We start from the raw sequence: 25,799 nt of genomic DNA on the forward strand, positions 1-25,799 counted from the left end.
GCAATTGCCCAAGTTGGGCAAACAATCCCGCCGCGAGTGCGGCAAGGAGCACACCGGCAGCGATGATGATACGATATGACACCCTCACCAGCCTTGTTTTGACTAAATTGAAGCGCTATCTGTAAACAACGAAAACAATTGAACCATGAAATGACGATTCGTCACATCTTGGGGTGAAAGGTTGCCGAAATGAGCGGTATCAATGAATTCATCGACAGTGAGGTCAAGAGCAACGACGTCGTTCTCTTCATGAAGGGCACGCCCGGCTTTCCGCAATGCGGCTTTTCCGGCCAGGTCGTGCAGATTCTCGACTATATCGGCGTCGACTATAAGGGTGTGAATGTTCTTTCATCCAACGAACTGCGCCAGGGCATCAAGGACTATTCCAACTGGCCGACCATTCCGCAGCTTTATGTGAAGGGTGAATTTGTCGGCGGTTGCGACATCATCCGCGAAATGTTCCAGGCAGGCGAGTTGCAAAACCTGCTCAGCGAAAAGGGCGTCGCCACGAAGGCCGCCTGATTACGCAATAGTTCCAATCGGTTCCGGATTGCCCGGTACCTTGTTTCGAAAGGCGTCGGCCGCTCCGACGCCTTTGTCTTTGTTGATATTTGCAGGTTTGATCATGGACAGTTCGACGACCACTTCCGCCGCCCGCCTGAGGGGAATGGGGAAAGCGGAATTCATCGCGATGATGGCGATGCTGATGGCGATCAATGCGCTTGCCATAGACATCATGCTTCCCGGCCTGCAGCAGATTGGCGCGAGCCTCGGCGTTGCCAGCGAAAATCATCGGCAATATGTCATCTCGGCCTATCTGATGGGTTTTGCCGTGTCGCAATTGTTCTACGGCCCGATCTCCGACCGCTTCGGCCGCCGCGTTCCGATGTTCGTCGGCCTCGTCGTCTATATCGCCTCGGCGCTCGCCTGCGTGTTCGTGCCGACCTTCACCTCGCTTCTATTGTTCCGTTTGCTGCAGGGGATCGGTTCGGCAGCAACGCGCGTCATTACCATTTCGATCGTGCGCGACGTCTATGGCGGCCGCAGCATGGCCGAGGTCATGTCGCTCATCATGATGGTGTTCATGATCGTCCCGGTCATCGCGCCGGGAACAGGCCAGACAGTCATGCTGTTCGGCAACTGGCACCTCATCTTCATCTTCATGGCTGCGATCGCGAGCGCAGTTCTGGTTTGGGTCTACCTGCGCCTGCCGGAAACGCTCGATCCGGCCGATGTTCGCCCCTTTACCCTCAAATCGGTGTTGCAAGGCTTCAGGATCGTGCTCACCAATCGCGTCGCGCTTTGCTACACGCTGGCAAATTCATTCATCTTCGGCGCGCTGTTCGGCTTCATCAATTCGGCCCAGCAGATCTACGTCGGCATCTATGATCTTGGTGTGTGGTTCCCGGTCGCGTTTTCAGCGGTCGCCGTGACCATGGCCGTGTCGTCCTTCTTGAATTCGCGCCTTGTCGGCCGGTTCGGCATGCGCCGCCTGTCCCATGGCGCTCTCCTCTCCTTCCTTGCCGTCAATGGATTCTGGCTGCTGTTGACGATCCTTGGACCAAATCCGACGCCGTTCCCGATTTACCTGCTGCTGTTCGCCTTGGCGATGTTCCAGTTCGGCTGGATCGGCTCGAATTTCAACGCGCTGGCGATGGAGCCGCTCGGGCACGTGGCGGGCACGGCCTCGTCGGTCCTCGGCTTCATGAGTACGGCCGGCGGCGGCGTTGTCGGAGCAGTGATCGGCCAGGCCTTTAACGGCACGACGCTGCCGCTTGTCGCCGGCTTCTTCGTCCTGTCGCTGATCGGATTGGTGTTTGTGCTTATCGCCGAACGCGGACGGCTATTCCAGCCGCACAACAGGCCGGTTTAGATTTGACGCGCCGCACGTTCATGGGTCTAGTGATCAGTTGCCCCGGACTTCATTGCGGTGCCGGTAAGGAAGTTGGGTCCTCGAGACGAGCCCGAGTATGACGGCCGCGGGGAACGGAGGATGTCTCCGCCCACCTGCGCCGGGCGGAGATTTGCCCGTCGTGAGCCTTCGCCCGACGCTCCAACGTCTCCGTTACCCCGGCAAACGGCACAACCCTCTCCGTCGCTGTAGCCCGCCGCCGATGCCTCTCAGGACTTCGATCGCTGCACGCACCCCGCCGTCATCCTCGGGCCCTTGTCCCGAGGATCCATCTTCGACCGCTCATGCAGGTATCAGCCGCGATCGCGCAGGAGCCGGGACTTCTCGCGGTTCCAGTCGCGCTGTTTCTCGGTCTCGCGCTTGTCGTGCAGTTTCTTGCCGCGCGCGACGGCGATCTCGAGCTTCGCCCGGCCGCGGTCATTGAAATAGAGCTTCAGCGGAACGACCGTCATGCCCTCGCGGTCGACAGACTGCGCCAGCCGCGACATTTCCCGCTTGTTTATCAGCAGCTTGCGGTGACGGCGCGGCTCATGGTTGAAGCGGTTGGCCTCGAGATACTCCGGAATATAGCTGTTGATCAGCCAGAACTCGCCGTTCTCGAAGCTGGCATAGCTTTCGGCAATGTTCGACTGGTTACGGCGCAGCGACTTGACCTCCGTACCCGCAAGCACGAGGCCAGCCTCGAGCGTGTCGAGAATCTCGAAGTTGAAGCGCGCTTTACGGTTCTCGGCAATGATCTTGCGAGCCGTCGTGGGTTTTGACGCAGATTTCGGCTTGTTCATGCAGGCTATATAGTGCGTTTCAACTGATTTGTCAGTTGATCAAACCGGCATGTTGCATGGCCCTGTCGATCCGCTCGGCGGTTGCAGCCTCGACCGCGACGAGCGGCGAGCGCAATGCGTTCTTGATCTTGCCGAGCTTGGCAAGCGCATATTTCGGGCCGGACGGGTTTGGCTCCAGGAACAGAGCCTTGTGCAGCGGCAGGAGCCGGTCCTGCAATTCGACTGCCTTGCCATAATCGCCGGCAAGTGTCGCCGCCTGGAATTCGGCACAGAGGCGCGGCGCGACATTGGACGTAACCGAGATGCAGCCGACGCCGCCATGCGCGTTGAAGCCGAGCGCGGTCGCATCCTCGCCGGAAAGCTGGATGAATTCCTTGCCGCAGGTCAGGCGTTGCTCGGAAACGCGCTCGATCTTGCCGGTCGCATCCTTCACACCCTTGATGTTCTTGAAGTCGTGTGCGAGCTGACCCATCGTCTCCGGCGTCATGTCGATGATCGAGCGGCCCGGAATGTTATAGATGATGATCGGCAGCGACACAGCTTCGGCAATCGCCTTGTAATGTGCGTAAAGCCCGCGCTGGTTCGGCTTGTTGTAATAGGGCGTCACCACAAGAATGGCGTCTGCCCCCGCCTTCTGCGAAAATTCTGCGAGTTCAATGGCTTCGCGGGTGTTGTTGGAGCCGGCGCCGGCGATCACCGGCACCTTGCCCGCAGCTTCCTCGATGCAGACCTCGACCACGCGCTTATGTTCGCTATGCGACAGCGTCGGCGATTCACCGGTCGTGCCAACCGGGACGAGGCCATTGGTGCCCTCGGCGATCTGCCAGGAAACGAAGCTGCGAAAGGCTTTCTCGTCGAACGAACCATCCTCGAGGAAGGGCGTTACGAGAGCGGTGATTGAGCCTTTCAGCATTGCGAAACTCCGGTATGGCAGTTGGTCGCCCCCGTCCACGCGGGGGCTAAAGGTGGCGCACCATAATCGCGCAGATCGTCTGGAGCAAGTTCATTTGCCTGATGAAACACATCAAGTTGATGCATATCTCCGCTAGCATGAGTTGCAATAGGTTTAATGCAACGGGCTCGGATAACCCTTTGTTAAGAGTGCTTTCATACGTCCGCCACTATTATCGTCTTCATTGTCTCCACGGATCCGGGGGACCCTCTGATCCGCTCCAAAAAACTGGTAGTTGTATGCTGAGAACTTCTGTTTTGCGTCACGTTCTTCTCGCGTCCACGCTTGCGTTGGTGACGACGGCTTCCCATGCCCAAACACCTGTACCTTCGGCCGCCGTCCCGGTTCCCGGATTGAAGCCGTTCGCGTCGACGCAAACGCGCGTGAGCCCGACAACGCAGGTACTGGCCCGGCCCGATCCGGTCACCACCGCCGGCATCACCCAACCATCGAAGCCCTCGGCGATTGCCGGCAGTCTCAAGAGCGGGCTTGACGCCCTCTCCGCCGGCGACGCGCAGCGTGCGCTCGGCATTCGCAACGGCCTGCCCGTTGACGCGCTCGACCGCCATATCCTAACCTGGGCGATCGGTCTTTCCAACGCGCCGGGCATACCGAGTTCGGAGATTGCCCATGCCGCGCAGGAACTGCCCGGCTGGCCCGGCATGGCGACCTTCCGCAACAATTCGGAGCGGGCGCTCTATAAGGAAAATCCCGCGCCTTCGATCGTCATCAACGCCTTTGGCAATACTGCACCGCAGACGACAGAGGGCGTCGTTATCCTCGCCCGCGCCTATGTGGCGAGCGGCAATGCTCCGCGCGCGCGGCAAATCCTCGGCGCGTTCTGGCGGACCAAGAAGCTCGAGGACACGCAGGAGACAATGATCCTCAAGGAGTTTTCGCAGGTCATTTCCCGCGACGACCATCTGACGCGCATGCTGACGATGCTTTACGAGGGCAAGGTAAAGTCGGCCGGGCGTGTCGCCAAGCTGGCCAACGCAGAATCCTTGTTCCAGGCATTCGCAGCCGTCCTGCAAAAATCACCGGATGCCGGCCAGAAGCTTGCCGCCGTTCATGGCGCATGGGCGTCAAATGCGGCCTATATCTTCGCCAAGGCGCAATATTTGCGCCGCCAGGAAAAATTCCGTGAGGCAGCCGATGTAATGGCGACCGCGCCGCGTGATGCCGCAGCGCTGGTAGACCCCGATGCCTGGTGGACGGAACGGCGCGTTCTTTCACGCGAGCTTCTCGATCAGGGCGACGTCAAGCGCGCCTATCGCGTGGCGGCAATGCACAGCGCCGAAACACCTTCGGTTGCCGCCGAAGCGGAGTTCCACGCCGGCTGGTACGCATTGCGCGGACTCAATGATCCCAACACGGCACAGCGCCATTTCACGCGCATCGCCGAGATTTCCTCGCGCCCGATGTCGGCCTCGCGCGCCTATTACTGGCTGGGCCGTGCCGCGGAGGCGGGCGCAGCAGGCAGCGCGCGCGATTATTATGCACGCGCATCGCGCTATGGCACGACATTTTACGGGCAGCTTGCAGCAGCAAAGCTCGGGCAATCCGGGCTGCAACTACCCTATCCCAAGCCGTCTGATGCAGAACGTTCACGATTTGCCCAGCGCGAAGCCGTCCGAGCCATACAGAGGCTGGAAGACACCGGCTATGATTCCCGGGCGGCAATTCTTTATTCCAGCCTGGCACAGGAGCTCGACAGCCCCGGCGAATTGGCTCTCCTCGCCGTGATGGCCGAACGCAAGGGCAACCATTACGTGGCGCTGCGCGTCGGCAAGACCGCGGCGCAACGCGGCATCGACGTCGGTGCACTGTCACATCCGGTCGGCGCCATCCCGGGCAATGCCAATATTTCGGGTTCCGGTGCAGCCCTCGCCTATGCAATCGCCCGCCAGGAAAGCGAGTTCAACCCGACTGCCGTATCGAGCGCCGGAGCACGCGGCCTGCTGCAGTTGCTGCCGGGCACCGCAAAGGGCGTCGCCCAGCGCGCTGGCATGACCTACTCCAAGGACCGTTTGACCGGTGATGCTGCCTATAATGCAACGCTCGGCGCCAAATTCCTCGGCGAGCAGATCGCCAAGTTCGATGGTTCGTACGTGCTTACCTTTGCCGGCTACAATGCCGGCCCGAGCCGCGCCAGCGAGTGGGTGGCGCGGTATGGCGATCCGCGTGGCAAGCCTGTGGATGAGGTGGTCGACTGGATCGAGCGCATTCCCTACACGGAAACGCGCAACTACGTGCAGCGGGTCATGGAGAACTATGAAGTCTACAAGGCGCGGTTGACCGGCAAGGCGCAGATAGAGAGCGATCTCACCGCCGGACGGCGGGGTTGAATTTGGCCGAGGCCTATCGCGAGATCAGCTTCGATGCACCCGATGGACTGAAGCTCCATGGCAGGGTTTACGGATTGGAGCGCGCCGGGGCGGTGCCGCTCGTGTGCCTTGCCGGCCTCACCCGCAACAGCCGCGACTTTCACGAAGTCGCAGCACTTCTGTCGCAGCATCCCGACACGCCGCGCCAGGTCATAACATTCGACTATCGCGGTCGCGGACTGTCCGCATATGATCGCGACTGGTCCCACTACAATATTGGCGTCGAAGCCAATGACATTATTGCAGGTCTTGGTTCGCTCGGCATCGACCGTGCAATCTTTCTCGGAACCTCGCGCGGGGGATTGATAACCCACATCCTGGCATCGGTGGCGCCGACGTTGCTGGCCGGTGTCATTCTCAATGATATCGGGCCGGAAATCGCCCCTGAAGGCTTGCGCCAGATCACGCAATATCTGCGCAAGTCGCGCAATCCGCGCACCTGGCCGGAGGCGATCGAGCGCCAGCGCAATCTGCACGGACCGGCCTTTCCGGCGCTGACCGAAGCGGACTGGATGCGCTTCGCGCGCGCGATCTATCGCAGGCAGCGCGGAACCATTCGCCCGGACTACGATCTCAACCTCCTGAAAACCATGGCGAATATTGATTTCGACAAGAAATTGCCCGACCTTTGGGAGCAGTTCGACCTGTTTGAAAAGCTGGCGCTCTTGGTCATTCGCGGCGAAAACAGCAGCCTGCTGACACCTGAAACAGTGCTGGAAATGTCGCGCCGGCATCGCGCAATGCAGGTCATCAATGTTGCGGGTCAAGGCCATGCGCCTTTGCTCGAAACCGGACGCTTGCCTGAACTTATCGCAGCCTTTGCCGCTGGAATCGACCTTCGCGAAACCGCGCTTGCCTGAACGGTCTATGAGGGCTTGGTAGTTCCAGCCTTGCGCCGCGCTGTTGGTTTCGGCTTCGCCAGTTGATCTGCCGCAGGCATCTTTACCCTTGCCGCAGCCTGTCTGATCCACCCTTCCCTCTGCACGCGGCCGGGAAATCCTATTTCCTCGCCCACCCACGCAGCTTCCTCAATCGACCAGCCAGCAATCTGGTCGAAATGAAACAGCCCCAGATCGAAAAGCCGCGATTGTATGGCGGTGCCAATACCGTCGATATCAGTGAGTTTGTCGGGTTTGCCGCGCCGCGCCGCCTTGAGCATAACGGGCTTATGGCTGTCGTCCTGCCGCGGATTGGACCTGCGTTCGATAGCCGTCCTCGCAGCCACCCGCTTTGCGGCTGTCTTGCGCGCCGGCTTACCGCTCGCGGGGACTTCCGCCGGCGGCACGGGTTCCGCTGGCGGTATCATTGCGGCAGCCTCGCGCGCCGACTGCCTCACATCGTCATTTGCCGGAAGAATTGGGCTTGTTGCCAGGCGCGCATCGGCAGCGCGCGTGGATACTTCAGAAACAGATTCGCGTTTCGGTGACATCCGCTTGAAAAGATTGCCTAAAATCGCGCCGATGACGAAGGCTGCAGCGATGAGAAACAATGACTGGAGAAGAAATACAACCATTGTCTATCCCCTGGTTCGCGTCATTGGCCTCGGTCGTATGTCGACCAGCCGACATAGAAACCGACAAGAGCAGCAATCAACAGGAAGAGCCAGAGCTGACCGATCATGAACCACATGTTTCTAGCCTCCGCTGGTATTGACCGCCGCCTCAAGCTTGATCTCGCCCGGCTTGCCATTACCGGGAATGGGAGCGCGCAAGGCGGCGTTGATTGCATCGTAGTCGGCGGCGTTGGCCGCGGTGCCGCTGATACTATAGGTCTTGCCCGAGATTTCCACCTCTCCGTTGGTCAGTTGCGCCGCCTGGCTCAATGCGAAGTCGACAAGATCGAGAAAACCTTCCGGCGCGCCGCGCGCAACGGCCAATTCGTCGAGGATTTCGATGCCCGGCATGGCGTTTTCGGCAGACGCGAGAATTCGCGCGCGCGAATCGCCGAAGGGGACGTTGCCTGACAGCAATATTCCGTCGTCGGATTTGGTGATGACGAAGGAAAACGGTTCGGCCAGGGGCAGAAGCGTCGCCTGATTATCTATGGTTCTCACGCCGGGCGTGCTTGCGGCGATCCCAAGAGCGGCAGCAAGCGCCTCTTCGGATGGAGCGACACCCTTCAAGGTAAGATCGCGGCCGTCAATATCGGCGCTCGCCCAGGAATTATCGGCGCTCAGCGCAGCATTGGCCGCATCCGTGAGTTGCTGGTCGATTGGATCAGTGAGGAACCAGCCGGCAAGAACCGTCAGAAGTGCGACGGTGATGACACCGGGCCAGAACCAGCTCCTGATGGTACGCATATTCCTAAGGCTTTCTCTCAGTCTCGATGGGCTGGAGCTATGTCTTGCCCCATGTTCATGGCCATTTCAACACGACGACCGGCCCATGAACAAAGAAAACCCGGCAGCTCGCGCCGCCGGGTCTTTATCAACCAATCCAGTAAAGGATTAGAAGTTACGCTGGAAGCGGATGATACCGCCGAATGCGTCGTCGTTACCGTTGTCGAACTCAGCAACGTCCTTACGAACGCCGTCGAACTTGGTGTAGTTGATTTCCGGCGTGATCGTGAAGCCAGGAACCAGTTCGTAGGCTACGTTAAGAGCGAAAGCGTAGGTGCCTTCTTCTTCGTATGCGCCCTGGCCGTTAAGAGTTGCCTTGTCGGAGAGCTTAGCCGAGAAGCCTGCCCAAGCAGCCCAATCGCCTTCCCAGGTGCCGAACCAGTTCTGGTTGCCGCCGGTTACAACGCCAGTCGTCGTGTCGAAGTCCGGTGCGCTGTAGTCAGACTGATAACCGCCCATTGCGAACAGCGAGATGGTGTCGGTGACTTTGAGGTCCAAACGCAGCTTTACAGCAACGTCTTCGACAACCGAGTCATAACCAACAACACCGGAGATGCCGCCCCAACCCTGCTCCCACTTCGCACCAGCAAGAACGTGCGGCATGTAGTCGTCGATGACGTAGTCAAAGCCGAAATTGCCGAAGTCGTTCTGGCCCTGTTCAGCAGCGATGATGGCCGAGAAGCCGTTGCCGCCTGCGAAGGTGTAGCTAACCTGGTTGGTCGTGCCCGACTGGTAGTTGATCACATCGTCGTTGATGATGTTGCCAGCATAACCGGTCCACGAACCGAAGATTTCGTCGGCGACACCGATGCGGAAACCACCGAGTTCGATGAATGCCTGCGGAAGCGAAGCACCGTTGTCACTGCCGTTGGTGAACTGGAAACGGGTCTGAGCGTAGGAACGCAGAGTGCCGAGTTCAGTTTCCGAACGTGCGTCGAAACGGACTTCAGCGCGAGTGCGCTTGTACCAGGTTTCGTTGTCGTTGGCGCCAACGTTCGAACCATTGTACGGATCGTCGCCACCAGCAGCGTCGTAACGCAGATAACCGCTGATCTTCAAGCAGGTCTCGGTCCCCGGAATGTAGAAGAAGCCTGCGCCGTAAGCGTCGCAAACGCGAACGTATTCGACGGGCTCTGGTTCGGCAACAACGACTGCATCAGCAGCACGCGCGCCGGTTACTGCGACGAGGGCCGCAGCGGAGCCGAGTAGAAGGCTCTTAATGTTCATTTCTGACCTCCAGTCAAAGTTAAAAATGGGTCTGGGCATTCCAATTTGGCTGAAGGACAACCTGTCCCCATCCCCTAAGTCCAAGAAGAAATGCGATGAACGCCCTTCCTCCCGACTGACCATACTCGCCAGCGCTGGCGTTTCAACCATGAAAGTCTCGCCGGAAGGGTTCCAAAGCGTCTATGCAAGATCGCTGTTGCACAAATGCCACGAAATCGCCGCGCACCCTCCAATATCTTTACCACTCCTTAATAGAGGTAACTGGTTTTTTAATGAAATCTTGCCCTTGAATGCCGGTATTGGGACGTTACCTCGCTTGAGAATCGCCCATGAACCGGTGGTTTTCATGGCGTTCCTCGATTCGAATCGGCAATCCGCCCGCTCCTTCCGCAATGGTGATTTGACATGACATATCTCTACCTCGTTGTTGCCATAGTCTGTGAAGTGGTTGCCACATCCGCCCTGAAACAGGCGGACGGATTTACGCGGCTGTGGCCCTCGCTCGTGTGCGTCGTCGGCTACAGCCTCGCCTTTTACCTGCTGTCGATTCCGATCAAGACGATTCCGGTTGGCATTGTTTATGCGATCTGGTCCGGCGCGGGCATCGTTCTCATCGCAGCTGTCGGTTGGTTCTGGTACCGCCAGGCCCTCGATATGCCTGCAATCATTGGTCTTTCCCTCATCATTGCCGGCGTTCTCATCGTCAATCTGTTTTCGAATACAGTCGGCCACTAACGACCGTTTTCCGCCGATCTCCAGCGAATCTTGACTGGAGGTCAGAAATGAACATCAAGAGCCTTCTTCTCGGCTCCGCTGCGGCTCTCGTCGCAGTAACCGGCGCACGTGCTGCCGATGCAATCGTCGTCGCCGAACCAGAGCCTGTCGAATACGTTCGCGTTTGCGACGCTTACGGCGCAGGCTTCTTCTACATTCCGGGAACCGAGACCTGCTTGAAGATCAGCGGTTATGTCCGTTACGATGCCAAGGGCGGCGATGATCCGTATACCGGTTATGAGCGTGGCACTTGGGACAAAAAGGCCCGTGCTGATCTTCGCTTCGATGCTCGTAGCGAGACCGAACTCGGTACATTGAAGTCATTCGTCGAAACCCGCTTCAACTTCAAGAACGGCGCCGATGCAGAGACGGTTGACCTAAATCAGGCTTATATCGAACTCGGCGGTTTCCGGGTTGGCGCGGTCGATTCCCAGTTCACCTCCTGGACCGGTTATCTCGGTGACATCATCTCCGACGACGTAATTGCCGAAGGTCCATACAACACCAACCAGGTGAGCTATACGTTCGCTGGCGGTAACGGTTTCTCGGCCATGGTTGGCCTTGAACAGGGTGCGGACAGCTACGACTCCATCGACTATGACACCGATGTAGTTACAACCAGTTCATACGTCATCGACGATTATGTCCCGCATATCGTGGCAGGTGTGAAGTTTGCGCAGGGCTGGGGTTCCATCTCGGCTGTTGGCGGCTACGATTCAATTGTTGAAGAGTTCGCCGGGAAAGTCCGCCTGGACGTCAAAGTCAACGACACGATCGCTGCCTGGGTGATGGGTGGCTATCAGTCCGGCTGGGGCGATTCTCATTATGATGAGGATGGAAACATCGTAGGGGAGCGTAACTACTACGGTACATGGAATGGCGACTATGCCGTCTGGGGCGGTGTAGCAGTGAAGGCAACCGACAAGGCGACCATCAACGCGCAGGTTGGCTACGAAGACGAGGGTCGCATCGCTGCTGCTCTGAACGTCGGCTACGAACTCGTGCCGGGCTTCAAGATTACGCCAGAAGTCAACTACACACACTTTGACGATAGTTACTTCGTTGAGAAAGAGGATGCCGTGCAGGGCATTATCCGCTTCCAGCGCAATTTCTAATCATCTGACCTGAATACTTCCGACGCCGGTTTTTCCGGCGTCGGCTTTTCCAATTGAACCAACAATTCTAAGCAACAGCAATTTTCAGCGTTCGCATTCTTCGGCGGACAGCAATTTTCAGAGAAAGGATTTCTGATCGGTCGCGGACCGAGGAGACGTGGAAATGCTCGAACTGCAGCCCGTTGGGTTGAGAACTGATAAAGCCTGTCGCTTTATCATACGGAAGTCTATTAGCCTAAATGGGCAGACGTTCCGGGATTGCGTTTTTCGGATTGGCGGCTACAACTTGCCGCATATTTTTCCGATGCTTCTAAATTGTTTCAGAGCGCAATCATTATGCTAGTCGCCCCCTTGGACACGCAGCAGGACGCCCGTTTTTCGGTCCAGTTCGAATATGATCTGCACTACTCCTCAAGCGCTCACCAGACGCGACGACTGGTTCGGGATCACACGCTCGCGGAATTGACCGCGCAATATATCGGCATTCTCTGGGATGAAGGATCGCATAAGGTCAATGTCCGATCATTTCTCGGCGAGATCGCCGAGATTGTGGGCGGCGAGCGATTCAGCGTATTCAGCCAGGAAATGCTCGACTTCGTCATTGGAACCTTGCGCGAACGCGGAAACAGCAATGCCACCATCAATCGCAAGATGGCGGCCTTGAGCAAATTGCTGCGGAAAGCGTGTAAGATGGGCGATATCTACAACCTGCCGGAGTTTCGCCGCCAGAAAGAGCGGCAAGGGCGGATTCGCTTCCTCGAATTCGAAGAAGAACAGCGCTTGTTCTCTGCAATTCGGGCACGCTGCGAAGACAGTTACCGCCTCAGCGTGTTTCTGGTCGATACCGGGTGCCGTCTCGGCGAGGCGATCGGCCTTTCATGGAACGATCTGCAGGATAGCCGCTCGACTTTCTGGCTGACAAAATCCGGGCGTAGCCGGACCGTTCCCCTAACCTCCCGCGCTCGCGAAGCGACGCTGATCCCGCGCGGACGCCTGAAGGGTCCCTTCTCCATGCACAGCCAGGTACGGTTTCGCGCGATCTGGAATGAGGCAAAAGCCGAGGTCGGACTCGGTCGCGACGATCAGGTCGTCCCGCACATATTGCGCCATACCTGCGCTTCGAGGCTGGTTCGTGGCGGCATCGACATCCGGCGCGTGCAGATGTGGCTTGGACATCAGACCCTGCAGATGACCATGCGCTACGCCCACCTCGCCACCAATGATCTTGATTCCTGCGTTGCTGTGTTGGAGCACCATTGAGCCTCTGCCGTATTGGAGCACCATTGAGCGGAATCAGGCGCCGCTGACCGGTTGAGTAAAACCGTGACGCGGCGCCAGCAAACTTCACTCAAGCCCGGATACCGGCGTATTTCGAATGAGGCGCGGGCGCACGGAGCCCCTCGGCGTCGCTGCTTTGCGACGCTCCCCGCAAGCGGGAGGGCAAGGCGTCCTCACCTTAACCCTGCCCTGTTACTTAGCATCGCCTCGCTGCCGGCCCTACGCTTCGAGCGGCATGCGGAACGTGAAGCGCGTTTTCCCGTCGTTCGAATCGACCTCGATGACGCCGCCATGCAGCTTGGCGATTTCGGACGCGATGTAGAGTCCGAGGCCAAGCCCCTGCTGGCCGGTCTTGGCGCCATGGCGGAAGAAGGGCAGAAACAGCTGGTCGACCGATTCCGCAGGTATAGGCTCGCCGCGATTGGTAACCGACAGTTCAAATGCGTCATCGGTGGTTCGGGCATCCACGATAATCGCCCCGTCTTCGGAACCGTGGGCCAAGGCGTTGCCAAGAAGATTTGACAGAAGCTGGCCGACACGCAGCGGGTCGGAGCGGATCGGATCATCGAATTCGAAGCTGGTCTCGATGACGCGATCGGGGCGGACCGACCCGAGTTCGTCGACAACCTGGGTCAGCGTGGGCTTCAATTCGGCATTGCGCTTGATCTCGACCATGACGCCGCTGCCGAGGCGAGCCCGCGCCAGGTCCATAACGTTATCGATGAGGCCAGACATGCGCACAACGCTGCCGCGGATCAACTTGACGATGGCTTCCGCCTTTTCGTCGAGTGGCGTACGCAGAAGCAGGCGCGTGCCCGAATCGATCGAGGCAACAGGATTGCGCAGGTCGTGACCGAGCACGGCGACAAATTGTTCGCGAAATTCCGAGATCGTCCGTTCGTCGACCAGGGCAGCCTCGGTTTTGGCAAGGCGGTCATTGGCGTCGAGATGAAAAGCAATCAAATCGGCGAAGAGCTTGAACATGCCAACCACTTGCGGATTCTTCAAACGCGCCGGCGCGGGATCGATGGCGCAAAGCGTGCCGAAAAAAGTGCCGTCCGGCAGTGTTATCGGCATCGAGATGTAGCTTTGAAAGCCATAAATCTGCGGCGTGTGGTGGGTCGAATAAACCAAATCCTGCGACACTTCGTCAATAACGACGGCTTGGCCACTGCCGCGAATTTCATCGCAGATCGTGGTCTTGACCTCAAGTTCGCCCCCGGGCTTCAAGCCAAACGCAATATTGTCGAGCACCTGACAGGCGATCCAGCGATCTTCGGTCACCCGTGCGACAGCCGCGAATCCCATGCCTGTCGTCCGGCAGACGACATCGAGTATGGTTGGAACTGCATCGATGCGAGCAATGGCATCAATATCAGCTTGAAAATCGTGTGGCATGAAGTTTCCCGAATCTGAGGTGCAAGCCAATATAGGGGTTTTGGCGGATTGCACCATGCACGGGAACATTCTGCGCCGACACCGCGTTGATTATAAGGCGGGAGGGACTAGTCGACCATCATACCTCAACGATCGACCGGCTTCAGATTAATGCATTAACTTGACATCCAGGCTTCACATTGCACTGATAGGGACGGCTGAAATGGGAGAAAGGCCGGAAATGTTCGAAGACGAAGAAGACGAAATCTATTCGCACTACACCACCCCGATGTGGCGTCATCTTCTCATTTTCGCTTTTGCGGTTTCAGTCGCGGTCGTTATTTCGCAGATGCTCCCGGGTTGAACGAGAACCTTTATCCCCTCCTCCTTCGCCGCTTCCGACTATTTTCCAACGAGGTGACCGGCGCTGGATGCTGTTTCCGGGCTTAGCAAGATTCTCGCGGAGCGGCGGCATCGCCGCCAGTCCCTTAACGTTTCCAGACACTCAACGATCTTGTCGTCCCCAACGCGCATGATGTTACGCTGCGAATTCGGGTTCTCGTCCAGTGGATTGGCTGTCGAAAGGGATAATCTGCTCGACCCGGAACGATCGAAGCTGAGACACGTTAAACGGGTATGAAAGCCTATGACGAATATAACGAGAAACGACCAGCTCCCAAGTTCCGAACATCCTTGATGTACGGGGCGTTGTTTTTCGTCGGCGTAGCCTTGGCTGTCGGGCTTACCTACCTTTTGTGAATAACCCCGCAAGCCAATCAGGCAAATAAGCATCAAGCATTAGTACGGGCTCAAAGTTGCGCTCCCGCGATCTCCAGCCCGGCTGTTTTCACTCCTGTACATCGGTGCCCATCGGGAAAGCGTGGGTACTCCCCACCATCCAGCGGTTCGCAAACCCGTTTGGTGTAAAGCATTTAGATGAAACGAAAAGGCTGCGTATCAATACATGGAATTACCTCCTTGTATTACATTGCGCCACCATAGAGAGCTTGCAATCCTTCGTTTATGGAACAGAGCGACGAACTACAACGCACGTTTTGGAATAAGTGGAACTCCGAAAATCGTCAGCACGATGTAGGGGAAATTTCCCGCCGGCAATCCCAGGTTATCGAGGAATGGCTTGTCGAGTTGGGACGACGCGATCTCAACATCCTCGAAGTTGGCTGCGGTAACGGCTGGTTCTGCCCAACGCTGGCAAAGTTTGGCAACGTCACCGGAACGGACATTTCCGACGAGGTTCTATCAGCATCGCGAACGCGCTGGCCCCAAATAAAGTTCGTGGCCGGCGACTTCGCCAAACTCGATTTTGCACCCATGTCTTTCGACGTGCTGGTCAGCCTGGAAGTGCTATCTCACGTTGCTGACCAGAACAAATTTTTCACGCGTCTCTCGGAACTGCTCAAGCCCGGCGGGCACCTCTTCCTTGCGACGCAAAATCGTCCCGTTCTGCAAAATTACTGCAGGGTGCCGACCCAGCAACCTGGCCAGCTCAGGAAGTGGGTGGACCGCACGGAATTGGCTTCGCTGGCAAGTAAGCATTTTGAAATAGAATCATTGTTCTCGATTACGCCAATCGCTCATAAACACTTCAGAAGACTGCTGACATCCAACAAAGTAAATCGACTTACCGCACCATTGCTTGGTCATGGGCTCCGTGACTTCATGGAAAAAAGAGATTGGGGATGGACGCTAATGCTCAAGGCAAAAAAGAGGGATGGTCACTGAACTTGCGAAAGCTCTATAAATGACAATCCAACGCACCATCCTTTCTCGCAACACATAAACTGACAATTCGGAATCGCGGCACACCAGTCCGTGGAGATCGTGATATTACGACCGGCCCTGTTCGGTTGTACCGTCCCGTTGTCTTATCCAAAACTAAGGTGCATCTATCATCCGCTTAATGGCAAATGCGCCGCCAATCAGAAGATCACCATCCTTGAGGATCGTCGTGATGCCGCCCAGCGCATTCCACTTTCGGCTGTCGTCGGGAAAGAGCCACGTCTGCTTCGTCTCGCCAGTCGTCCAGTCCAGCCCGACATAGGCATAATTCCCGCTGATTTTGGTCGCGCAGTAGATGAGGTTGGTGGCCGCGGAGACGACGGGCACCATAATATCGGTGTTGTCGACCTCCATATTGACCCACGCTTTTTCGAACTTCTTCTCTTTCGGGTCCCAGGTGAATTTCTGAACGCCAAGCGGCGCTTTGCGCGTAACCCCGGCGGTGAACTGGTTGGGCGGCCCGGGCTCCGGAAACGGTTCCGGGTAGCTGCCATTGATGACGGCAACCCCGTAACCCAGCACGTTGGGGGAAGGTTCGATTGTAAGGCTGGATATGTCGATCTTGATCTGGTCGGCAATTCGTCGGGACAGAGTGCCGGGTTTCTGCTGAAAGCCATCCGGGATCGCGTCACGCCAGAACGCGACCAGATTGGTCCCAGCTTCTGCGGCATCGGCAATAACGATGAGCTTGTCGGGATCGTCACCAAACCCCATCAGCGTCGGCGTCGTGCCCGACCCGCGCGAGATTGCGCCAAGCGCCATGGCTTTTTTGGGGTCCATCGACTCGTAAGGCGACTCCCATGCACCATCTGCGGTGTCGGTTGAAAGCTTCTCACCGGTCCAGGCGAGACGCAGCATGCGCTTGCTGGTGACGACATAGACCCCGCCCTTGTCATCGATGCAGATGGAGTTGTCGACTGCTTCGTCACCAAATCCGACATAGGACTTCACATTGAGATTGCGATCGAGGATCAGCGCTGCGCCGGGGGCAGCCGCAGCAAGATAGCCATCATAGGTCATGGCCAGCCCTATGATCCGCGACACGGATTTGGCGATGTCGGCCGGCAAATCCTCCACCAGATTTTTGGAGGCTACGATGCGGACGTCTGCCTCGGGATCATTGTCATCGAATGACTTGAGCACTTTGGTCCCGCCAAAAACGCAGTAGTGATAGCCATCCTTGTCAAAGAGGTTGTAGACCCCGTTGATGCCAGTCTGAATGTTGAGGCCCATGGAACCCATTGTAGCAAGCGCGGCGACAATCTGGCTTTCGTCGCGAGCGCGAGATGCCGCATCAAGCTTGTCGAGGACAGTGTGGATGCTTTCGTTGGATGCCATTTCCGCATCCGCCTCGAAGCCGGGATACGGCACGAAATTGCCGGCCTCCATCGTCTTCCCCGTCAGGCGAAGCTTCTGAACGCCCACCGCCCCACTGGCAAAAGCGATCGTCTGATCGCCCACCTTCTTGAGCGTGGGATTGGAGGTGATGACCGTCGGAACGGTCTTGACCTCTTCGGTCTTAAGCTTGCGACCATGCACGGGGCCGGCGAACAGCACCGAATCCGTCGCGCCGGGATTGAAATGCGAGGTCGGATAGACGCTCTCGGCAAGCCAGGGATTGCGCGGCGGCATAGTCGGCAAGTCCTGAGCGATAGCTGCATGCAGAACAGGTCGCAAGCATGTCGAGCACGCCAGTAAAGAACCAAGACCAATCAGAACGTCGCGGCGGTTGCTCATAGCATGCCTCTTCCATCTTGATAGAAGTGAGCGTGTGGGCGTTTCGAAACAGGTTACATAGCTGTAATACCGAAGTTTCGTTCCCTCAACCTTGTCGCTGAGTGGCGCGTGATTCCGTCCGCCACTGCTCAGATAGTGGGAAGATCATCGAGTGCACTGGATCGGGTTTTGGTCATTTATGTTTATCCTTCCGCCGCTCTCTAGCTATTCGCAGCATCTTTTCCGCGGTCTCACTGAGCGTGTAAATTGTTTCGAGTGTTGGTCATTTTATACCGCTGCTTCCCAATCGTCGTAGTCCTTGTTCTTTAGGATCCGAGGCAGCGAAAGTTCAAATAGGCGGACTATATTCACAGGGATTTTTTTCCTCGTGCGTAGCTTAGGATCGTAACAACGCAACGGAAACTTTCAGTTGCGTCCAGCGTCCGCATGAAGCCCCGCATACGATAACTTGCACGGTGCTGCCAACTTTTTCAATGATTGCACTATATTTAGTGTTTACACTAATGCCAGACGCTTGATATTGTGCCCGACACTTACGTCGGAGTTCCGTTATGTCGGATGGTTTCGTTTACATTGTAGAATCGCCCAGCGCGACTGACTTCGCAGACAGGCGAACGGAGGGAAGCGCGCTTTGCGAAGCATTTAATCTTTCGCGCACGAAACATTCCTATTGTATCGCTGTCAATAAGGAGCAGTTTTTACTCGCCTTATCGATCAAAGAACCGGGAAACAGGTTTGGAACAGCAGTTGCTCACCATGGCTGCATGCCGGTACTGCATCTGAGCATGCATGGTTTCGCGGAAGGCATCCAATTAACGGACGGTACCGTTATTTCCTGGGCGGAACTCCGCGATATTCTTTCGCCCATCAATGAGGCGCTCCCGAACGGACTGATGATTGCTTTCTCGACATGTGGCGGAGGCAGTTCTATCCGAATGAACATGAGGGAGGAGGAGCACGAGAGGCCGTTCTTCGCGACGATTGGCAGCTTCAATAACATCCTGTACGATGATGCTCTCGTTGCCTTCATCGCCTTCTATCACAACTTGTTCAAGGGAAAGAGCGTCCAGGAGTGCGTGGCCGCAATGAAGGCAGCATCAGGCGACCAAGGTTTTGCCGTGTATTCTGGCCCGGAAGAGAAACAGCAGTTTATTCAGTACATGCAGCGTGAACGCCTAATCGCGGCCCTCAGGGTTCCAAATGCCGCATCCAGGCCGACTGGCGGGCTGTTAGGGTTGCTTACGCCCTCTGCCGATACGGATGGTTAAGCGCGTCTGGCAAAGTTGGTCTAGTAAACCGACAAGATAGTTGGTTGGCAACGATCACCACGCCTTCCTCGATGAAACGCACGCCGGCTGATTAGAGGCATGGCGGAGAAGAAGGGATTCGAACCCTCGAGAGCCTTTTGAGCCCTACTCCCTTAGCAGGGGAGCGCCTTCGACCACTCGGCCACCTCTCCGAGGACGCTGACTAAAGATGAAACCCCTTGTTTGCAAGGGCTTTGTTGGCTTTTCCGTAAAAAATGCCGCAGGCGAGCCGGCGCGCGATCCTGGCAAATCCATCGCCGATAATATTCATGCGTTGTGACCAAGTTCTGACAATTTCGCGGCCTAGCCGCTATGCACCGGGCCGTTGTTGCTGATCGTGCCCGCGTCGAATCAAACCTGTGGGTTGTGTGATTTCGGGGACTTGGCGAGCAACTCCCCCTTCTCGTAGTCTCGCGCATCGCTCGCACCGCAGAAAATTGGATGGGTCTCTTATGAAAACAGTTCTTGTTGCGGTCGCGCTTGCCGTTGTGGCATCCCAGCCGGTCTTCGCCATGGATGCGCGCGAAGAGACAGGCCTGCGCAAACTCGATCCGCAAACCCGGCTCGAACAACGTTGCGACGTCGAGGCAATGGAGCGCATTCGCAAAGACGAAGGCAAGTTCAACCCGGACAAGGTTCTGGCCTATGCCTTTGCCGAGCCACGCATGCAGGCGCATGGCATCCAGACCCGCGGCGCAGCTTTTCGCAGCGGCGGTGCGTGGTACCACCTCAAATACAAGTGCGAGACGAGCGCCGACAACATGCAGATCGTCGCGTTCAAATATAAGATCGGCGATCTCGTGCCCGAAAAAGACTGGACCACGCATTTCCTCGTTCCCTGATGCTCGACACCACGGCGCTGGTTGGCTAGCCTCCATTCGAGAAAATGGGGGAATCTGCATGCAACTCAGATCATTAGGCTGCTGCACGTTGGCCGTATTCGTGGCGGCATGCACGACCACCAACAGCAAGACCGCAGGCACGGATCAAGTCGTGGCAGATGCAAGGACCCTGGTTATCGCCTCATATCAGTGCCAGGACGCCTTGGGGCGCGAACCGCACTACTCGGCTATCGAAAGCAGCGAAACCGTGTTGAAGGCGCTGGGCAAATCCGCCGATCAAGCCGATCAGACCGTGCGCGGCTGGCTGCGCGAGGTAAACGCGGGGCCGAAGCAACCAGGCGATTTCGACGCGAAGACCTGCAAGGACAGATTGTTGACACTCGCTGAAAAAGTGCGCGTTGGCTACGAGGCTATCAAGCGAAAAGGGAATTAGTCCGGATACGAAAAGGGCGGCTTGCGCCGCCCTCGGTGTCAGTTACTGATGACTGCGGCCGCTGCCACCCATCTGGTTTTCGCGCCACCTGCGGTCGCGATAGGTGCGAACATTGCGGCGCTCCCAATCGGACCGGCCCCAATGGGACCTGCCCCAGTTTCGGTTGTAGCGGTGATTTGATCTGTTCCAGTTACGGCGATTGTCCCAACCGTGACGATAGTACGGACGATACCTGTCGCGCGAACGTACCTGCTCAATATTGGACGTCACCTGCACGGGCTGGGAAGGGACCGGCGCGGCAAACGATGATATGGCCGAGCCCAGCAACATCGCCAAACCGACGATTGCGGCCGACAAGGCGGAAAGTGTTCTTTGCATATAAATGCCTCCTGACAAAAGCGGTACAGTTCTCAAATGCACCTCGAAGCATGAACTTGTCGTGAACGGATTGGTTCCCTGTTCACGCAATTGCTACCGCAGATCGCAGACATGCGCGGATCTGTAAATGCCGGTTGCAATTCTTGAATGGCACAGGCGGAACCGAGACCTTATTTGATCGTTATCCGCGACGCCTAAGGATCACACCCAATCGAATACTGGAGGTTGCAGAATGACGACACCGACCGTTCCGCAGGATGTTTATCAACGCCACGAAAGAGAATGGCAAATGCTGCGCGAGGCGATCGCCAAGTCTCAGGAGTTGCCCGAAAAGGCTGTGAAAAAGCCAGCGGAGATCAAAACCGTTGCGGATACTTATCGCTGGCCGCCCATTCAGATGCATCAATGAGCGGAACGCAGCGCCGAGGCAGTAGCCTCGAGCCCCGCCATGGCAAATCTTTGGAAATGCTCGACGATTTCATTCTGGGCCTGGGGTTCGGCGGGGTTTAACCCGGGTAGGACGCGCGTGAAGATCTGCTTGTTGCCGACGACCAGCATGGCAAAGGGCGAAATGATGTTGAGTGCGCAGCGCGTTACCGCCGGATCGTCATGCGGCAATCCCAGGATCTCGCCGACAATCGTCGTAACCACGAGCTTCTTCGGCAAAATTTCCTTGTCGAGAAGCAAAGAAAATGCCGGTGATGGCGAAAGAATCTCACGTCCGAGCACCCCGAGCGCCCACGACGATCGAGCCGAACCCGTCACCGCACGTGCGAGCAATCCGATGAGGCTACGCAGCTTTTCCCTGGGGTCACCCGGACCTTCCGCTACAGTCACAAGACTTTCATAGGTCAGGAGGCGGCGGTGTGCCTCGAGCAGCACTTGCCCGTAGAGACCGTCGATACCACCGTAATAGTAGTTGACGGCGGCAGAGTTGCTGCCTGCCAGTTCGGCAATTTCCTTGCCGGTGGCGCGATCGAAGCCCTTTTCGGCAAAGACTTCCCCTGCAGCCTCCAGAATCTGAGCTTTGGTGGTGGCGCCATCCTCGCGCCGGCCGGGAAGTTTTCGAGTGCTCTGTTTCGCCATGGAATCATTGTAGCGGAGTTTACCGGTTTTTCAAAGTTGAAATTCAAATTGTAATTTGACATAAACGTGCAAGTTGAATATGATGTGCGGCCATGGGCAAAAAAATCCGCATATTGATCATTCTGGTCGTTCTTGCTGCGCTTGGCGTTGGCGCATGGTGGTACTGGCACCGTCCGGCAACCGCCGACGCACTGACACTCTATGGCAATGTCGACTTGAGGCAGGCCTCCCTCGCCTTCAATGGCTCGGAACGCATCGATCAGGTCCTTGTCGAGGAAGGCGATGTCGTGAAAAAGGGACAGGTGCTGGCCCGCCTCGATACCGGCCGGCTTGCGCCGCAGGTCCGCGAGGCTGACGCGACCGTTGCCTCACAGCGCGCCATGGTCCTGAAGCTGCGCAATGGCAGCAGGCCGGAGGAGATCGCGCAGGCCCGCGCCAATCTCACGTCGGCGAAGGCCGATGCGGACAACGCCAACATACAGCTCGAACGGCGGATGAGCCTGACGGTCAATTCCACGATCAGCAAACAGGAACTCGACACCACCAAGGCAGCGGCCGCCGTTGCCGACGCCAAGGTCGAAGTGGCCCAGAGCGCGCTGGAACTCGCCATCGCCGGTCCCCGCGCCGAGGACCTGTTGCAGGCCGAAGCACAGCTGCGCGGCAGCGAAGCGCAATTGGCGCTGATACGCGAACAGCTCAACGATGCGGAATTGATAGCGCCCGTCGATGCCGTGGTGCGCTCACGCCTGATGGAGCCGGGCGAAATGGCCGCGCCGATGAAACCGGTGCTTTCGCTCGCCGTGATCAAGACGAAATGGGTACGGGCCTATGTCTCCGAGCCCAATCTCGGACATGTGAAACCCGGCATGCGGGCGCGGATCACCACTGACAGCTTCCCGGACAAACCGCAGGATGGCTGGGTCGGATTCATATCACCGGTGGCGGAGTTTACGCCGAAAACCGTGGAGACTGCTGATTTGCGATCGAGCCTCGTCTATGAGGTCCGGGTTTTTGTCGATGACAAGGATGATCTTCTACGGCTTGGCATGCCGGCTACTGTCACGCTTCTGCCGAACGAACCGCTGAAGCCACTGCCGGCCGGCGGCCAGGAGACCGACGCCAAGGCAAAGTCATGACAGAAGCCGCGCCTTCCGCACCGGTTGTCGCAAGAAACCTCTTCAAGACGTTTCAGCGCGAAACCGGCGAGACGGTCAAGGCGCTGGAGGACGTCTCATTCGAGGCACGGCACGGCACGTTGACCGCGCTCGTTGGGCCGGACGGCGCCGGCAAGACAACGATCCTGCGCCTGATCGCCGGGTTGATGACCGCTGAAAAGGGCGAGCTTTCCGTGCTTGGCGTCGATGTCGCCGCGGACCCGCAGAACATTCAGAACCGTATCGGTTACATGCCGCAGAAATTCGGCCTCTATGAGGACCTGACCGTTCAACAGAATCTCGATCTCTATGCCGATCTGCACGGTATCGGCCACGACGCGCGCAAGGAAATCTACCCTCGCCTGATGGAAATGACCGACCTCGGCCGCTTCACGGATCGGCTGGCAGGAAAGCTTTCCGGCGGCATGAAGCAGAAGCTCGGCCTTGCCTGTACCCTCGTTCGCGCGCCGGAGCTACTTCTTCTCGATGAACCGACGGTCGGCGTCGATCCCCTGTCGCGGCGTGAACTCTGGGAAATTGTCACCAGACTTGTGCGGGAAGACGGGCTGACAGTCGTCGTCAGCACCTCCTACCTCGACGAGGCGGAGCTTTGCGATCATGCCGTGGTCATGCATCTCGGCAAGGTATTGGCGCAAGGCAAGCCCGAGGAAATCACCGCCAGGGCAAAGGACCAGGTATTCATCGCAACGCCCGACGCCGGCACGACCGCGAGGTCCCTGCAGGCGCGGCTGTTTCGCCAGGAAGGCGTCGCCGACGCCGTGCCGGAAGCCGGCAGAGTACGCGTCGTGAAGCAACCGGATTTCGGCGGCGATATCCGCATCGACGACAAGCCTGTCGAGCTCGAACCAGTAAAGCCGCGCTTCGAGGATGGCTTCATGATCCTCTTCAGCGCCGTGGCCAGGAAAAGCCAGTCGAGCGCGGTCATCCTCGACAGGCCGAAGCCGGCTGGTGGCAGCGAGATCTCCGTCGAAGTCCATGATCTCGTGCGCAAGTTCGGTGACTTCACTGCCGTCGATCACGTCACGTTCGAGGTAAGGCGCGGCGAAATTTACGGTTTGCTCGGCCCGAATGGCGCAGGCAAGAGCACGACCTTCCGCATGCTGTGCGGCCTGATGCCGGCAACGAGCGGCACCTTGCGCGTTGCCGGGGCGGACCTGCGGACGTCGCGCGCCGAGGCCCGCGAAAATCTCGGCTATGTGGCGCAGAAGTTCTCGCTCTACGGCGATCTCTCCGTGGACGAAAACCTTGATTTCTTTGCCAGCGCCTATGGCCTGCGCGGTGCGAAGAAGCGCCAGCGCATCGAATGGTCAAAAGATCAATTCGAACTCGGCAGCCTGTCGACACTGCCAAGCGGGCAATTGCCCGGCGGCTTCAAGCAGCGCCTCGCCATGGCGGCGGCGCTCTTGCACGAGCCGGATATCCTTTTCCTCGATGAGGCGACCAGCGGAGCCGATCCGCTGGCGCGGCGCGAATTCTGGGGCCGCATCACTGCGCTGTCCGAACAGGGCGTTACCGTGATCGTCACCACCCATTTCATGGAAGAAGCCGAGTATTGCGATCGCATCATCATTCTCGATGCCGGACGCAATCTTGCCGAGGGAACGCCCGCCGAAATCCGCGCCCATGCCAAGCCGAAGAAAGGCGAAGAGGCCAACATGGAAGACGCCTTCATCGCCATCGTCGAGGAATCGCGCCGCGAAACGCGCGAAAAGGCAGCGTAATGGGCCACCAAACCAGCGAGGGGTCAGCCATGAACGCGCCCGCTTCGCATCCCGCCAGGAACAGCCTGCGCCGCATCCTGGCGTTGGTGCGCAAGGAATCCTGGCAAGTCGTGCGCGATCCGAGCAGCATCGCCGTCGGCATCGTCATGCCCATGATCCTCCTGATCCTCTTTGGCTACGGACTTTCCTTCGACCTGAAGAATTTGCCCGTGGCGATGGTGATCGAGGATTCGTCGGCCGAGGCCCGCAATGCCGTGTCCGGCTTCGAACTCTCGCCCTATTTTCAGACGCATCGGGTGATGACCATGGCCGAGGCGCAGCGTCTTCTGATGAACAAGACCGTCAACGGTATCGTTCGTATACCGCCTCAGTTTGCGCGCGATGTCGAGGCTGGGACGGCGGAGATCCAGTTCGTGGTCAATGGCAGTGATGCCAACACCGCCCGGATTGCACTCGGCTATGCGCAGGGTGCCGTCGGTATTGCAGCTGCTCGGCAGATGGCCGAGGGCAAGATCGTCAGCAACGGCGCGACGATCGATCTTGAACCGCGCCTCTGGTTCAACGCGGCCAATGACAGCACCTATTTTCTCGTCCCCGGGCTCATCGTATTGGTCATGACGCTCATTGGCGCCCTGCTGACGGCGCTGGTCATCGCGCGCGAATGGGAGCGCGGCACGTTTGAGGCGCTCTTCGTCACCCCCGCGCTGCCAAGCGAGATCCTCCTCGGCAAGACGGTGCCCTATTTCGTGCTTGGCATGCTCGGGCTTGCGCTTTCGGTCATCGGCAGCCAGGTTCTGTTCGGCGTTCCGCTGCGCGGATCGCTCTGGATCCTGGTGGTGGTCTCGACGTTCTATCTGCTGGTTGCGCTCGGCATCGGGCTCTTGATTTCGTCGCTGACCAAAAACCAGTTCGTGGCGAGCCAGATCACGCTGATCGTCACCTTCCTGCCGGCAATGATGCTCTCGGGGTTCATGTTCGACATCAGGAGCATGCCCTATGCGATCCAGGTCATTACCCATATTTTCCCGGCGCGCTATTTCGTCAGCGTGTTGCAGACGCTGTTTCTGGCCGGCGATATCTGGCCGGTCATCCTGCCAAACGCGGCTGTGCTGGCCGCGATGGCAGCGGTGCTGATGACCGCCTCGGTCTTCGCAACGCGCAAGAAACTCGGGTGAGCC

Annotated in this window: 26 protein-coding genes and 1 tRNA gene; 17 read left to right on the forward strand and 10 right to left on the reverse strand. The window is 57.9% G+C overall.

Annotated features, from left to right (window positions below; translation table 11 throughout):
- Positions 1-189 precede the first annotated feature (189 nt).
- Both grxD and BR48_RS0102525 read left to right on the forward strand, forming a co-directional pair.
- Complete coding sequence (gene grxD, locus BR48_RS0102515; RefSeq protein ID WP_027229870.1) at positions 190-522, forward strand: Grx4 family monothiol glutaredoxin; 333 nt, start codon at positions 190-192, stop codon at positions 520-522.
- A gap of 145 nt (positions 523-667) precedes the next feature.
- The gene (locus tag BR48_RS0102525; RefSeq protein WP_027229871.1) at positions 668-1,873 is read left to right on the forward strand and encodes a multidrug effflux MFS transporter; all 1,206 of its coding nucleotides are present in this window, start codon (positions 668-670) and stop codon (positions 1,871-1,873) included.
- A 332-nt stretch (positions 1,874-2,205) separates the two neighbouring features.
- On the opposite strand, the gene smpB is transcribed toward BR48_RS0102525, so the two are convergent.
- The gene (gene smpB / locus BR48_RS0102530; protein WP_027229872.1) at positions 2,206-2,694 is read right to left on the reverse strand and encodes an SsrA-binding protein SmpB; all 489 of its coding nucleotides are present in this window, start codon (positions 2,692-2,694) and stop codon (positions 2,206-2,208) included.
- Between the two features lie 31 nt (positions 2,695-2,725).
- On the reverse strand, positions 2,726-3,607 hold the full coding sequence (gene dapA, locus BR48_RS0102535) for a 4-hydroxy-tetrahydrodipicolinate synthase (protein WP_027229873.1): 882 nt from the start codon (positions 3,605-3,607) through the stop codon (positions 2,726-2,728).
- A gap of 278 nt (positions 3,608-3,885) precedes the next feature.
- On the opposite strand from dapA, the gene BR48_RS0102545 reads away from it, so the two are divergent.
- Positions 3,886-5,994, forward strand: a complete 2,109-nt coding sequence (locus tag BR48_RS0102545) for a lytic transglycosylase domain-containing protein (RefSeq protein ID WP_081815736.1) — start codon at positions 3,886-3,888, stop codon at positions 5,992-5,994.
- Positions 5,995-5,996: 2 nt separating this feature from the next.
- Positions 5,997-6,893 (forward strand): alpha/beta hydrolase, encoded by an 897-nt coding sequence (locus BR48_RS0102550; RefSeq protein ID WP_081815737.1) that lies wholly within the window; start codon positions 5,997-5,999, stop codon positions 6,891-6,893.
- 5 nt (positions 6,894-6,898) lie between these two features.
- Here BR48_RS0102550 and BR48_RS25375 read toward each other — a convergent pair whose 3' ends face one another.
- From BR48_RS25375 to BR48_RS0102570, 3 genes are all read right to left on the reverse strand, one after another.
- Entirely contained in the window at positions 6,899-7,546 is a 648-nt protein-coding gene (locus BR48_RS25375) for a hypothetical protein (protein ID WP_051614495.1), read from the reverse strand.
- 120 nt (positions 7,547-7,666) lie between these two features.
- Positions 7,667-8,332, reverse strand: coding sequence for a BON domain-containing protein (locus tag BR48_RS0102565; protein WP_027229876.1), 666 nt, complete (start codon positions 8,330-8,332; stop codon positions 7,667-7,669).
- 147 nt (positions 8,333-8,479) lie between these two features.
- A complete protein-coding gene (locus BR48_RS0102570; protein ID WP_027229877.1) occupies positions 8,480-9,598 on the reverse strand; it encodes a porin in 1,119 nt (372 codons plus the stop codon).
- Between BR48_RS0102570 and BR48_RS0102575 the strand changes: the two genes are divergently transcribed.
- The 4 genes from BR48_RS0102575 to BR48_RS0102590 all read left to right on the forward strand — a co-directional run bounded on the left by BR48_RS0102575 (position 9,591) and on the right by BR48_RS0102590 (position 12,747).
- Positions 9,591-10,007: a hypothetical protein gene (locus BR48_RS0102575; RefSeq protein WP_027229878.1), complete on the forward strand. Its 417-nt coding sequence runs from the start codon at positions 9,591-9,593 to the stop codon at positions 10,005-10,007. The genes BR48_RS0102570 and BR48_RS0102575 overlap by 8 nt on opposite strands.
- The gene (locus tag BR48_RS0102580) at positions 10,004-10,333 is read left to right on the forward strand and encodes a multidrug efflux SMR transporter (RefSeq protein ID WP_027229879.1); all 330 of its coding nucleotides are present in this window, start codon (positions 10,004-10,006) and stop codon (positions 10,331-10,333) included. The genes BR48_RS0102575 and BR48_RS0102580 overlap by 4 nt, the downstream gene beginning before the upstream one ends.
- Positions 10,334-10,380: 47 nt before the next feature.
- Positions 10,381-11,487: a porin gene (locus tag BR48_RS0102585; RefSeq protein ID WP_027229880.1), complete on the forward strand. Its 1,107-nt coding sequence runs from the start codon at positions 10,381-10,383 to the stop codon at positions 11,485-11,487.
- Between the two features lie 336 nt (positions 11,488-11,823).
- The gene (locus BR48_RS0102590) at positions 11,824-12,747 is read left to right on the forward strand and encodes a site-specific integrase (RefSeq protein ID WP_051614787.1); all 924 of its coding nucleotides are present in this window, start codon (positions 11,824-11,826) and stop codon (positions 12,745-12,747) included.
- Positions 12,748-12,984: 237 nt separating this feature from the next.
- On the opposite strand, the gene BR48_RS0102595 is transcribed toward BR48_RS0102590, so the two are convergent.
- On the reverse strand, positions 12,985-14,163 hold the full coding sequence (locus BR48_RS0102595; protein ID WP_027229882.1) for a GAF domain-containing sensor histidine kinase: 1,179 nt from the start codon (positions 14,161-14,163) through the stop codon (positions 12,985-12,987).
- A gap of 220 nt (positions 14,164-14,383) precedes the next feature.
- On the opposite strand from BR48_RS0102595, the gene BR48_RS26760 reads away from it, so the two are divergent.
- Complete coding sequence (locus BR48_RS26760; RefSeq protein WP_280140128.1) at positions 14,384-14,506, forward strand: hypothetical protein; 123 nt, start codon at positions 14,384-14,386, stop codon at positions 14,504-14,506.
- 659 nt (positions 14,507-15,165) lie between these two features.
- On the forward strand, positions 15,166-15,885 hold the full coding sequence (locus BR48_RS0102610) for a class I SAM-dependent methyltransferase (RefSeq protein ID WP_027229883.1): 720 nt from the start codon (positions 15,166-15,168) through the stop codon (positions 15,883-15,885).
- 153 nt (positions 15,886-16,038) lie between these two features.
- Here BR48_RS0102610 and BR48_RS0102615 read toward each other — a convergent pair whose 3' ends face one another.
- A complete protein-coding gene (locus BR48_RS0102615; protein WP_081815738.1) occupies positions 16,039-17,574 on the reverse strand; it encodes a hypothetical protein in 1,536 nt (511 codons plus the stop codon).
- A 656-nt stretch (positions 17,575-18,230) separates the two neighbouring features.
- On the opposite strand from BR48_RS0102615, the gene BR48_RS0102620 reads away from it, so the two are divergent.
- On the forward strand, positions 18,231-18,947 hold the full coding sequence (locus BR48_RS0102620; protein WP_027229885.1) for a hypothetical protein: 717 nt from the start codon (positions 18,231-18,233) through the stop codon (positions 18,945-18,947).
- Between the two features lie 100 nt (positions 18,948-19,047).
- On the opposite strand, the gene BR48_RS0102625 is transcribed toward BR48_RS0102620, so the two are convergent.
- Positions 19,048-19,138, reverse strand: a tRNA-Ser gene (locus tag BR48_RS0102625).
- A gap of 300 nt (positions 19,139-19,438) precedes the next feature.
- On the opposite strand from BR48_RS0102625, the gene BR48_RS0102635 reads away from it, so the two are divergent.
- Together BR48_RS0102635 and BR48_RS0102640 are read left to right on the forward strand one after the other, a co-directional pair.
- Positions 19,439-19,828, forward strand: a complete 390-nt coding sequence (locus BR48_RS0102635; RefSeq protein WP_027229886.1) for a DUF930 domain-containing protein — start codon at positions 19,439-19,441, stop codon at positions 19,826-19,828.
- A gap of 58 nt (positions 19,829-19,886) precedes the next feature.
- Positions 19,887-20,261, forward strand: a complete 375-nt coding sequence (locus BR48_RS0102640) for a hypothetical protein (protein ID WP_155810793.1) — start codon at positions 19,887-19,889, stop codon at positions 20,259-20,261.
- Between the two features lie 42 nt (positions 20,262-20,303).
- Here the strand turns inward: BR48_RS0102640 and BR48_RS26075 are convergent, their stop codons facing one another.
- Positions 20,304-20,639, reverse strand: coding sequence for a hypothetical protein (locus BR48_RS26075; RefSeq protein WP_139217607.1), 336 nt, complete (start codon positions 20,637-20,639; stop codon positions 20,304-20,306).
- A 232-nt stretch (positions 20,640-20,871) separates the two neighbouring features.
- Between BR48_RS26075 and BR48_RS26080 the strand changes: the two genes are divergently transcribed.
- Positions 20,872-21,048 carry a hypothetical protein gene (locus BR48_RS26080; protein WP_155810794.1) on the forward strand — a complete coding sequence of 59 codons (177 nt, stop codon included), beginning with the start codon at positions 20,872-20,874 and terminating at the stop codon, positions 21,046-21,048.
- On the opposite strand, the gene BR48_RS0102655 is transcribed toward BR48_RS26080, so the two are convergent.
- Positions 21,042-21,725, reverse strand: coding sequence for a CerR family C-terminal domain-containing protein (locus BR48_RS0102655; protein ID WP_027229888.1), 684 nt, complete (start codon positions 21,723-21,725; stop codon positions 21,042-21,044). The genes BR48_RS26080 and BR48_RS0102655 overlap by 7 nt on opposite strands.
- 92 nt (positions 21,726-21,817) lie before the next feature.
- Here BR48_RS0102655 and BR48_RS23620 point away from each other — a divergent pair, with 92 nt between their 5' ends.
- The 3 genes from BR48_RS23620 to BR48_RS0102670 are packed head-to-tail and all read left to right on the forward strand — an operon-like array spanning position 21,818 to position 25,796.
- The gene (locus BR48_RS23620; RefSeq protein WP_051614496.1) at positions 21,818-22,861 is read left to right on the forward strand and encodes an efflux RND transporter periplasmic adaptor subunit; all 1,044 of its coding nucleotides are present in this window, start codon (positions 21,818-21,820) and stop codon (positions 22,859-22,861) included.
- The gene (locus BR48_RS0102665; protein ID WP_027229889.1) at positions 22,858-24,621 is read left to right on the forward strand and encodes an ATP-binding cassette domain-containing protein; all 1,764 of its coding nucleotides are present in this window, start codon (positions 22,858-22,860) and stop codon (positions 24,619-24,621) included. Before BR48_RS23620 ends, BR48_RS0102665 begins: the two co-directional genes overlap by 4 nt.
- A gap of 29 nt (positions 24,622-24,650) precedes the next feature.
- Entirely contained in the window at positions 24,651-25,796 is a 1,146-nt protein-coding gene (locus tag BR48_RS0102670) for an ABC transporter permease (protein ID WP_051614789.1), read from the forward strand.
- The last annotated feature ends 3 nt before the right edge of the window (positions 25,797-25,799 follow it).

The sequence above is a fragment of the Phyllobacterium sp. UNC302MFCol5.2 genome (assembly GCF_000686005.1).
Lineage (GTDB): Bacteria > Pseudomonadota > Alphaproteobacteria > Rhizobiales > Rhizobiaceae > Phyllobacterium > Phyllobacterium pellucidum.

What these genes read in the sequence shown, in the direction of transcription:
- grxD (WP_027229870.1), top strand. Translation starts at nt 190, where the DNA reads ATGAGCGGTATCAATGAATTCATCGACAGTGAGGTCAAGAGCAACGAC.
- BR48_RS0102525 (WP_027229871.1), top strand. Translation starts at nt 668, where the DNA reads ATGGGGAAAGCGGAATTCATCGCGATGATGGCGATGCTGATGGCGATC.
- smpB (WP_027229872.1), bottom strand. Translation starts at nt 2,694, where the DNA reads ATGAACAAGCCGAAATCTGCGTCAAAACCCACGACGGCTCGCAAGATC.
- dapA (WP_027229873.1), bottom strand. Translation starts at nt 3,607, where the DNA reads ATGCTGAAAGGCTCAATCACCGCTCTCGTAACGCCCTTCCTCGAGGAT.
- BR48_RS0102545 (WP_081815736.1), top strand. Translation starts at nt 3,886, where the DNA reads ATGCTGAGAACTTCTGTTTTGCGTCACGTTCTTCTCGCGTCCACGCTT.
- BR48_RS25375 (WP_051614495.1), bottom strand. Translation starts at nt 7,546, where the DNA reads ATGGTTGTATTTCTTCTCCAGTCATTGTTTCTCATCGCTGCAGCCTTC.
- BR48_RS0102565 (WP_027229876.1), bottom strand. Translation starts at nt 8,332, where the DNA reads ATGCGTACCATCAGGAGCTGGTTCTGGCCCGGTGTCATCACCGTCGCA.
- BR48_RS0102575 (WP_027229878.1), top strand. Translation starts at nt 9,591, where the DNA reads ATGTTCATTTCTGACCTCCAGTCAAAGTTAAAAATGGGTCTGGGCATT.
- BR48_RS0102570 (WP_027229877.1), bottom strand. Translation starts at nt 9,598, where the DNA reads ATGAACATTAAGAGCCTTCTACTCGGCTCCGCTGCGGCCCTCGTCGCA.
- BR48_RS0102580 (WP_027229879.1), top strand. Translation starts at nt 10,004, where the DNA reads ATGACATATCTCTACCTCGTTGTTGCCATAGTCTGTGAAGTGGTTGCC.
- BR48_RS0102585 (WP_027229880.1), top strand. Translation starts at nt 10,381, where the DNA reads ATGAACATCAAGAGCCTTCTTCTCGGCTCCGCTGCGGCTCTCGTCGCA.
- BR48_RS0102590 (WP_051614787.1), top strand. Translation starts at nt 11,824, where the DNA reads ATGCTAGTCGCCCCCTTGGACACGCAGCAGGACGCCCGTTTTTCGGTC.
- BR48_RS0102595 (WP_027229882.1), bottom strand. Translation starts at nt 14,163, where the DNA reads ATGCCACACGATTTTCAAGCTGATATTGATGCCATTGCTCGCATCGAT.
- BR48_RS26760 (WP_280140128.1), top strand. Translation starts at nt 14,384, where the DNA reads ATGTTCGAAGACGAAGAAGACGAAATCTATTCGCACTACACCACCCCG.
- BR48_RS0102610 (WP_027229883.1), top strand. Translation starts at nt 15,166, where the DNA reads ATGGAACAGAGCGACGAACTACAACGCACGTTTTGGAATAAGTGGAAC.
- BR48_RS0102615 (WP_081815738.1), bottom strand. Translation starts at nt 17,574, where the DNA reads ATGCCGCCGCGCAATCCCTGGCTTGCCGAGAGCGTCTATCCGACCTCG.
- BR48_RS0102620 (WP_027229885.1), top strand. Translation starts at nt 18,231, where the DNA reads ATGTCGGATGGTTTCGTTTACATTGTAGAATCGCCCAGCGCGACTGAC.
- BR48_RS0102635 (WP_027229886.1), top strand. Translation starts at nt 19,439, where the DNA reads ATGAAAACAGTTCTTGTTGCGGTCGCGCTTGCCGTTGTGGCATCCCAG.
- BR48_RS0102640 (WP_155810793.1), top strand. Translation starts at nt 19,887, where the DNA reads ATGCAACTCAGATCATTAGGCTGCTGCACGTTGGCCGTATTCGTGGCG.
- BR48_RS26075 (WP_139217607.1), bottom strand. Translation starts at nt 20,639, where the DNA reads ATGCAAAGAACACTTTCCGCCTTGTCGGCCGCAATCGTCGGTTTGGCG.
- BR48_RS26080 (WP_155810794.1), top strand. Translation starts at nt 20,872, where the DNA reads ATGACGACACCGACCGTTCCGCAGGATGTTTATCAACGCCACGAAAGA.
- BR48_RS0102655 (WP_027229888.1), bottom strand. Translation starts at nt 21,725, where the DNA reads ATGGCGAAACAGAGCACTCGAAAACTTCCCGGCCGGCGCGAGGATGGC.
- BR48_RS23620 (WP_051614496.1), top strand. Translation starts at nt 21,818, where the DNA reads ATGGGCAAAAAAATCCGCATATTGATCATTCTGGTCGTTCTTGCTGCG.
- BR48_RS0102665 (WP_027229889.1), top strand. Translation starts at nt 22,858, where the DNA reads ATGACAGAAGCCGCGCCTTCCGCACCGGTTGTCGCAAGAAACCTCTTC.
- BR48_RS0102670 (WP_051614789.1), top strand. Translation starts at nt 24,651, where the DNA reads ATGAACGCGCCCGCTTCGCATCCCGCCAGGAACAGCCTGCGCCGCATC.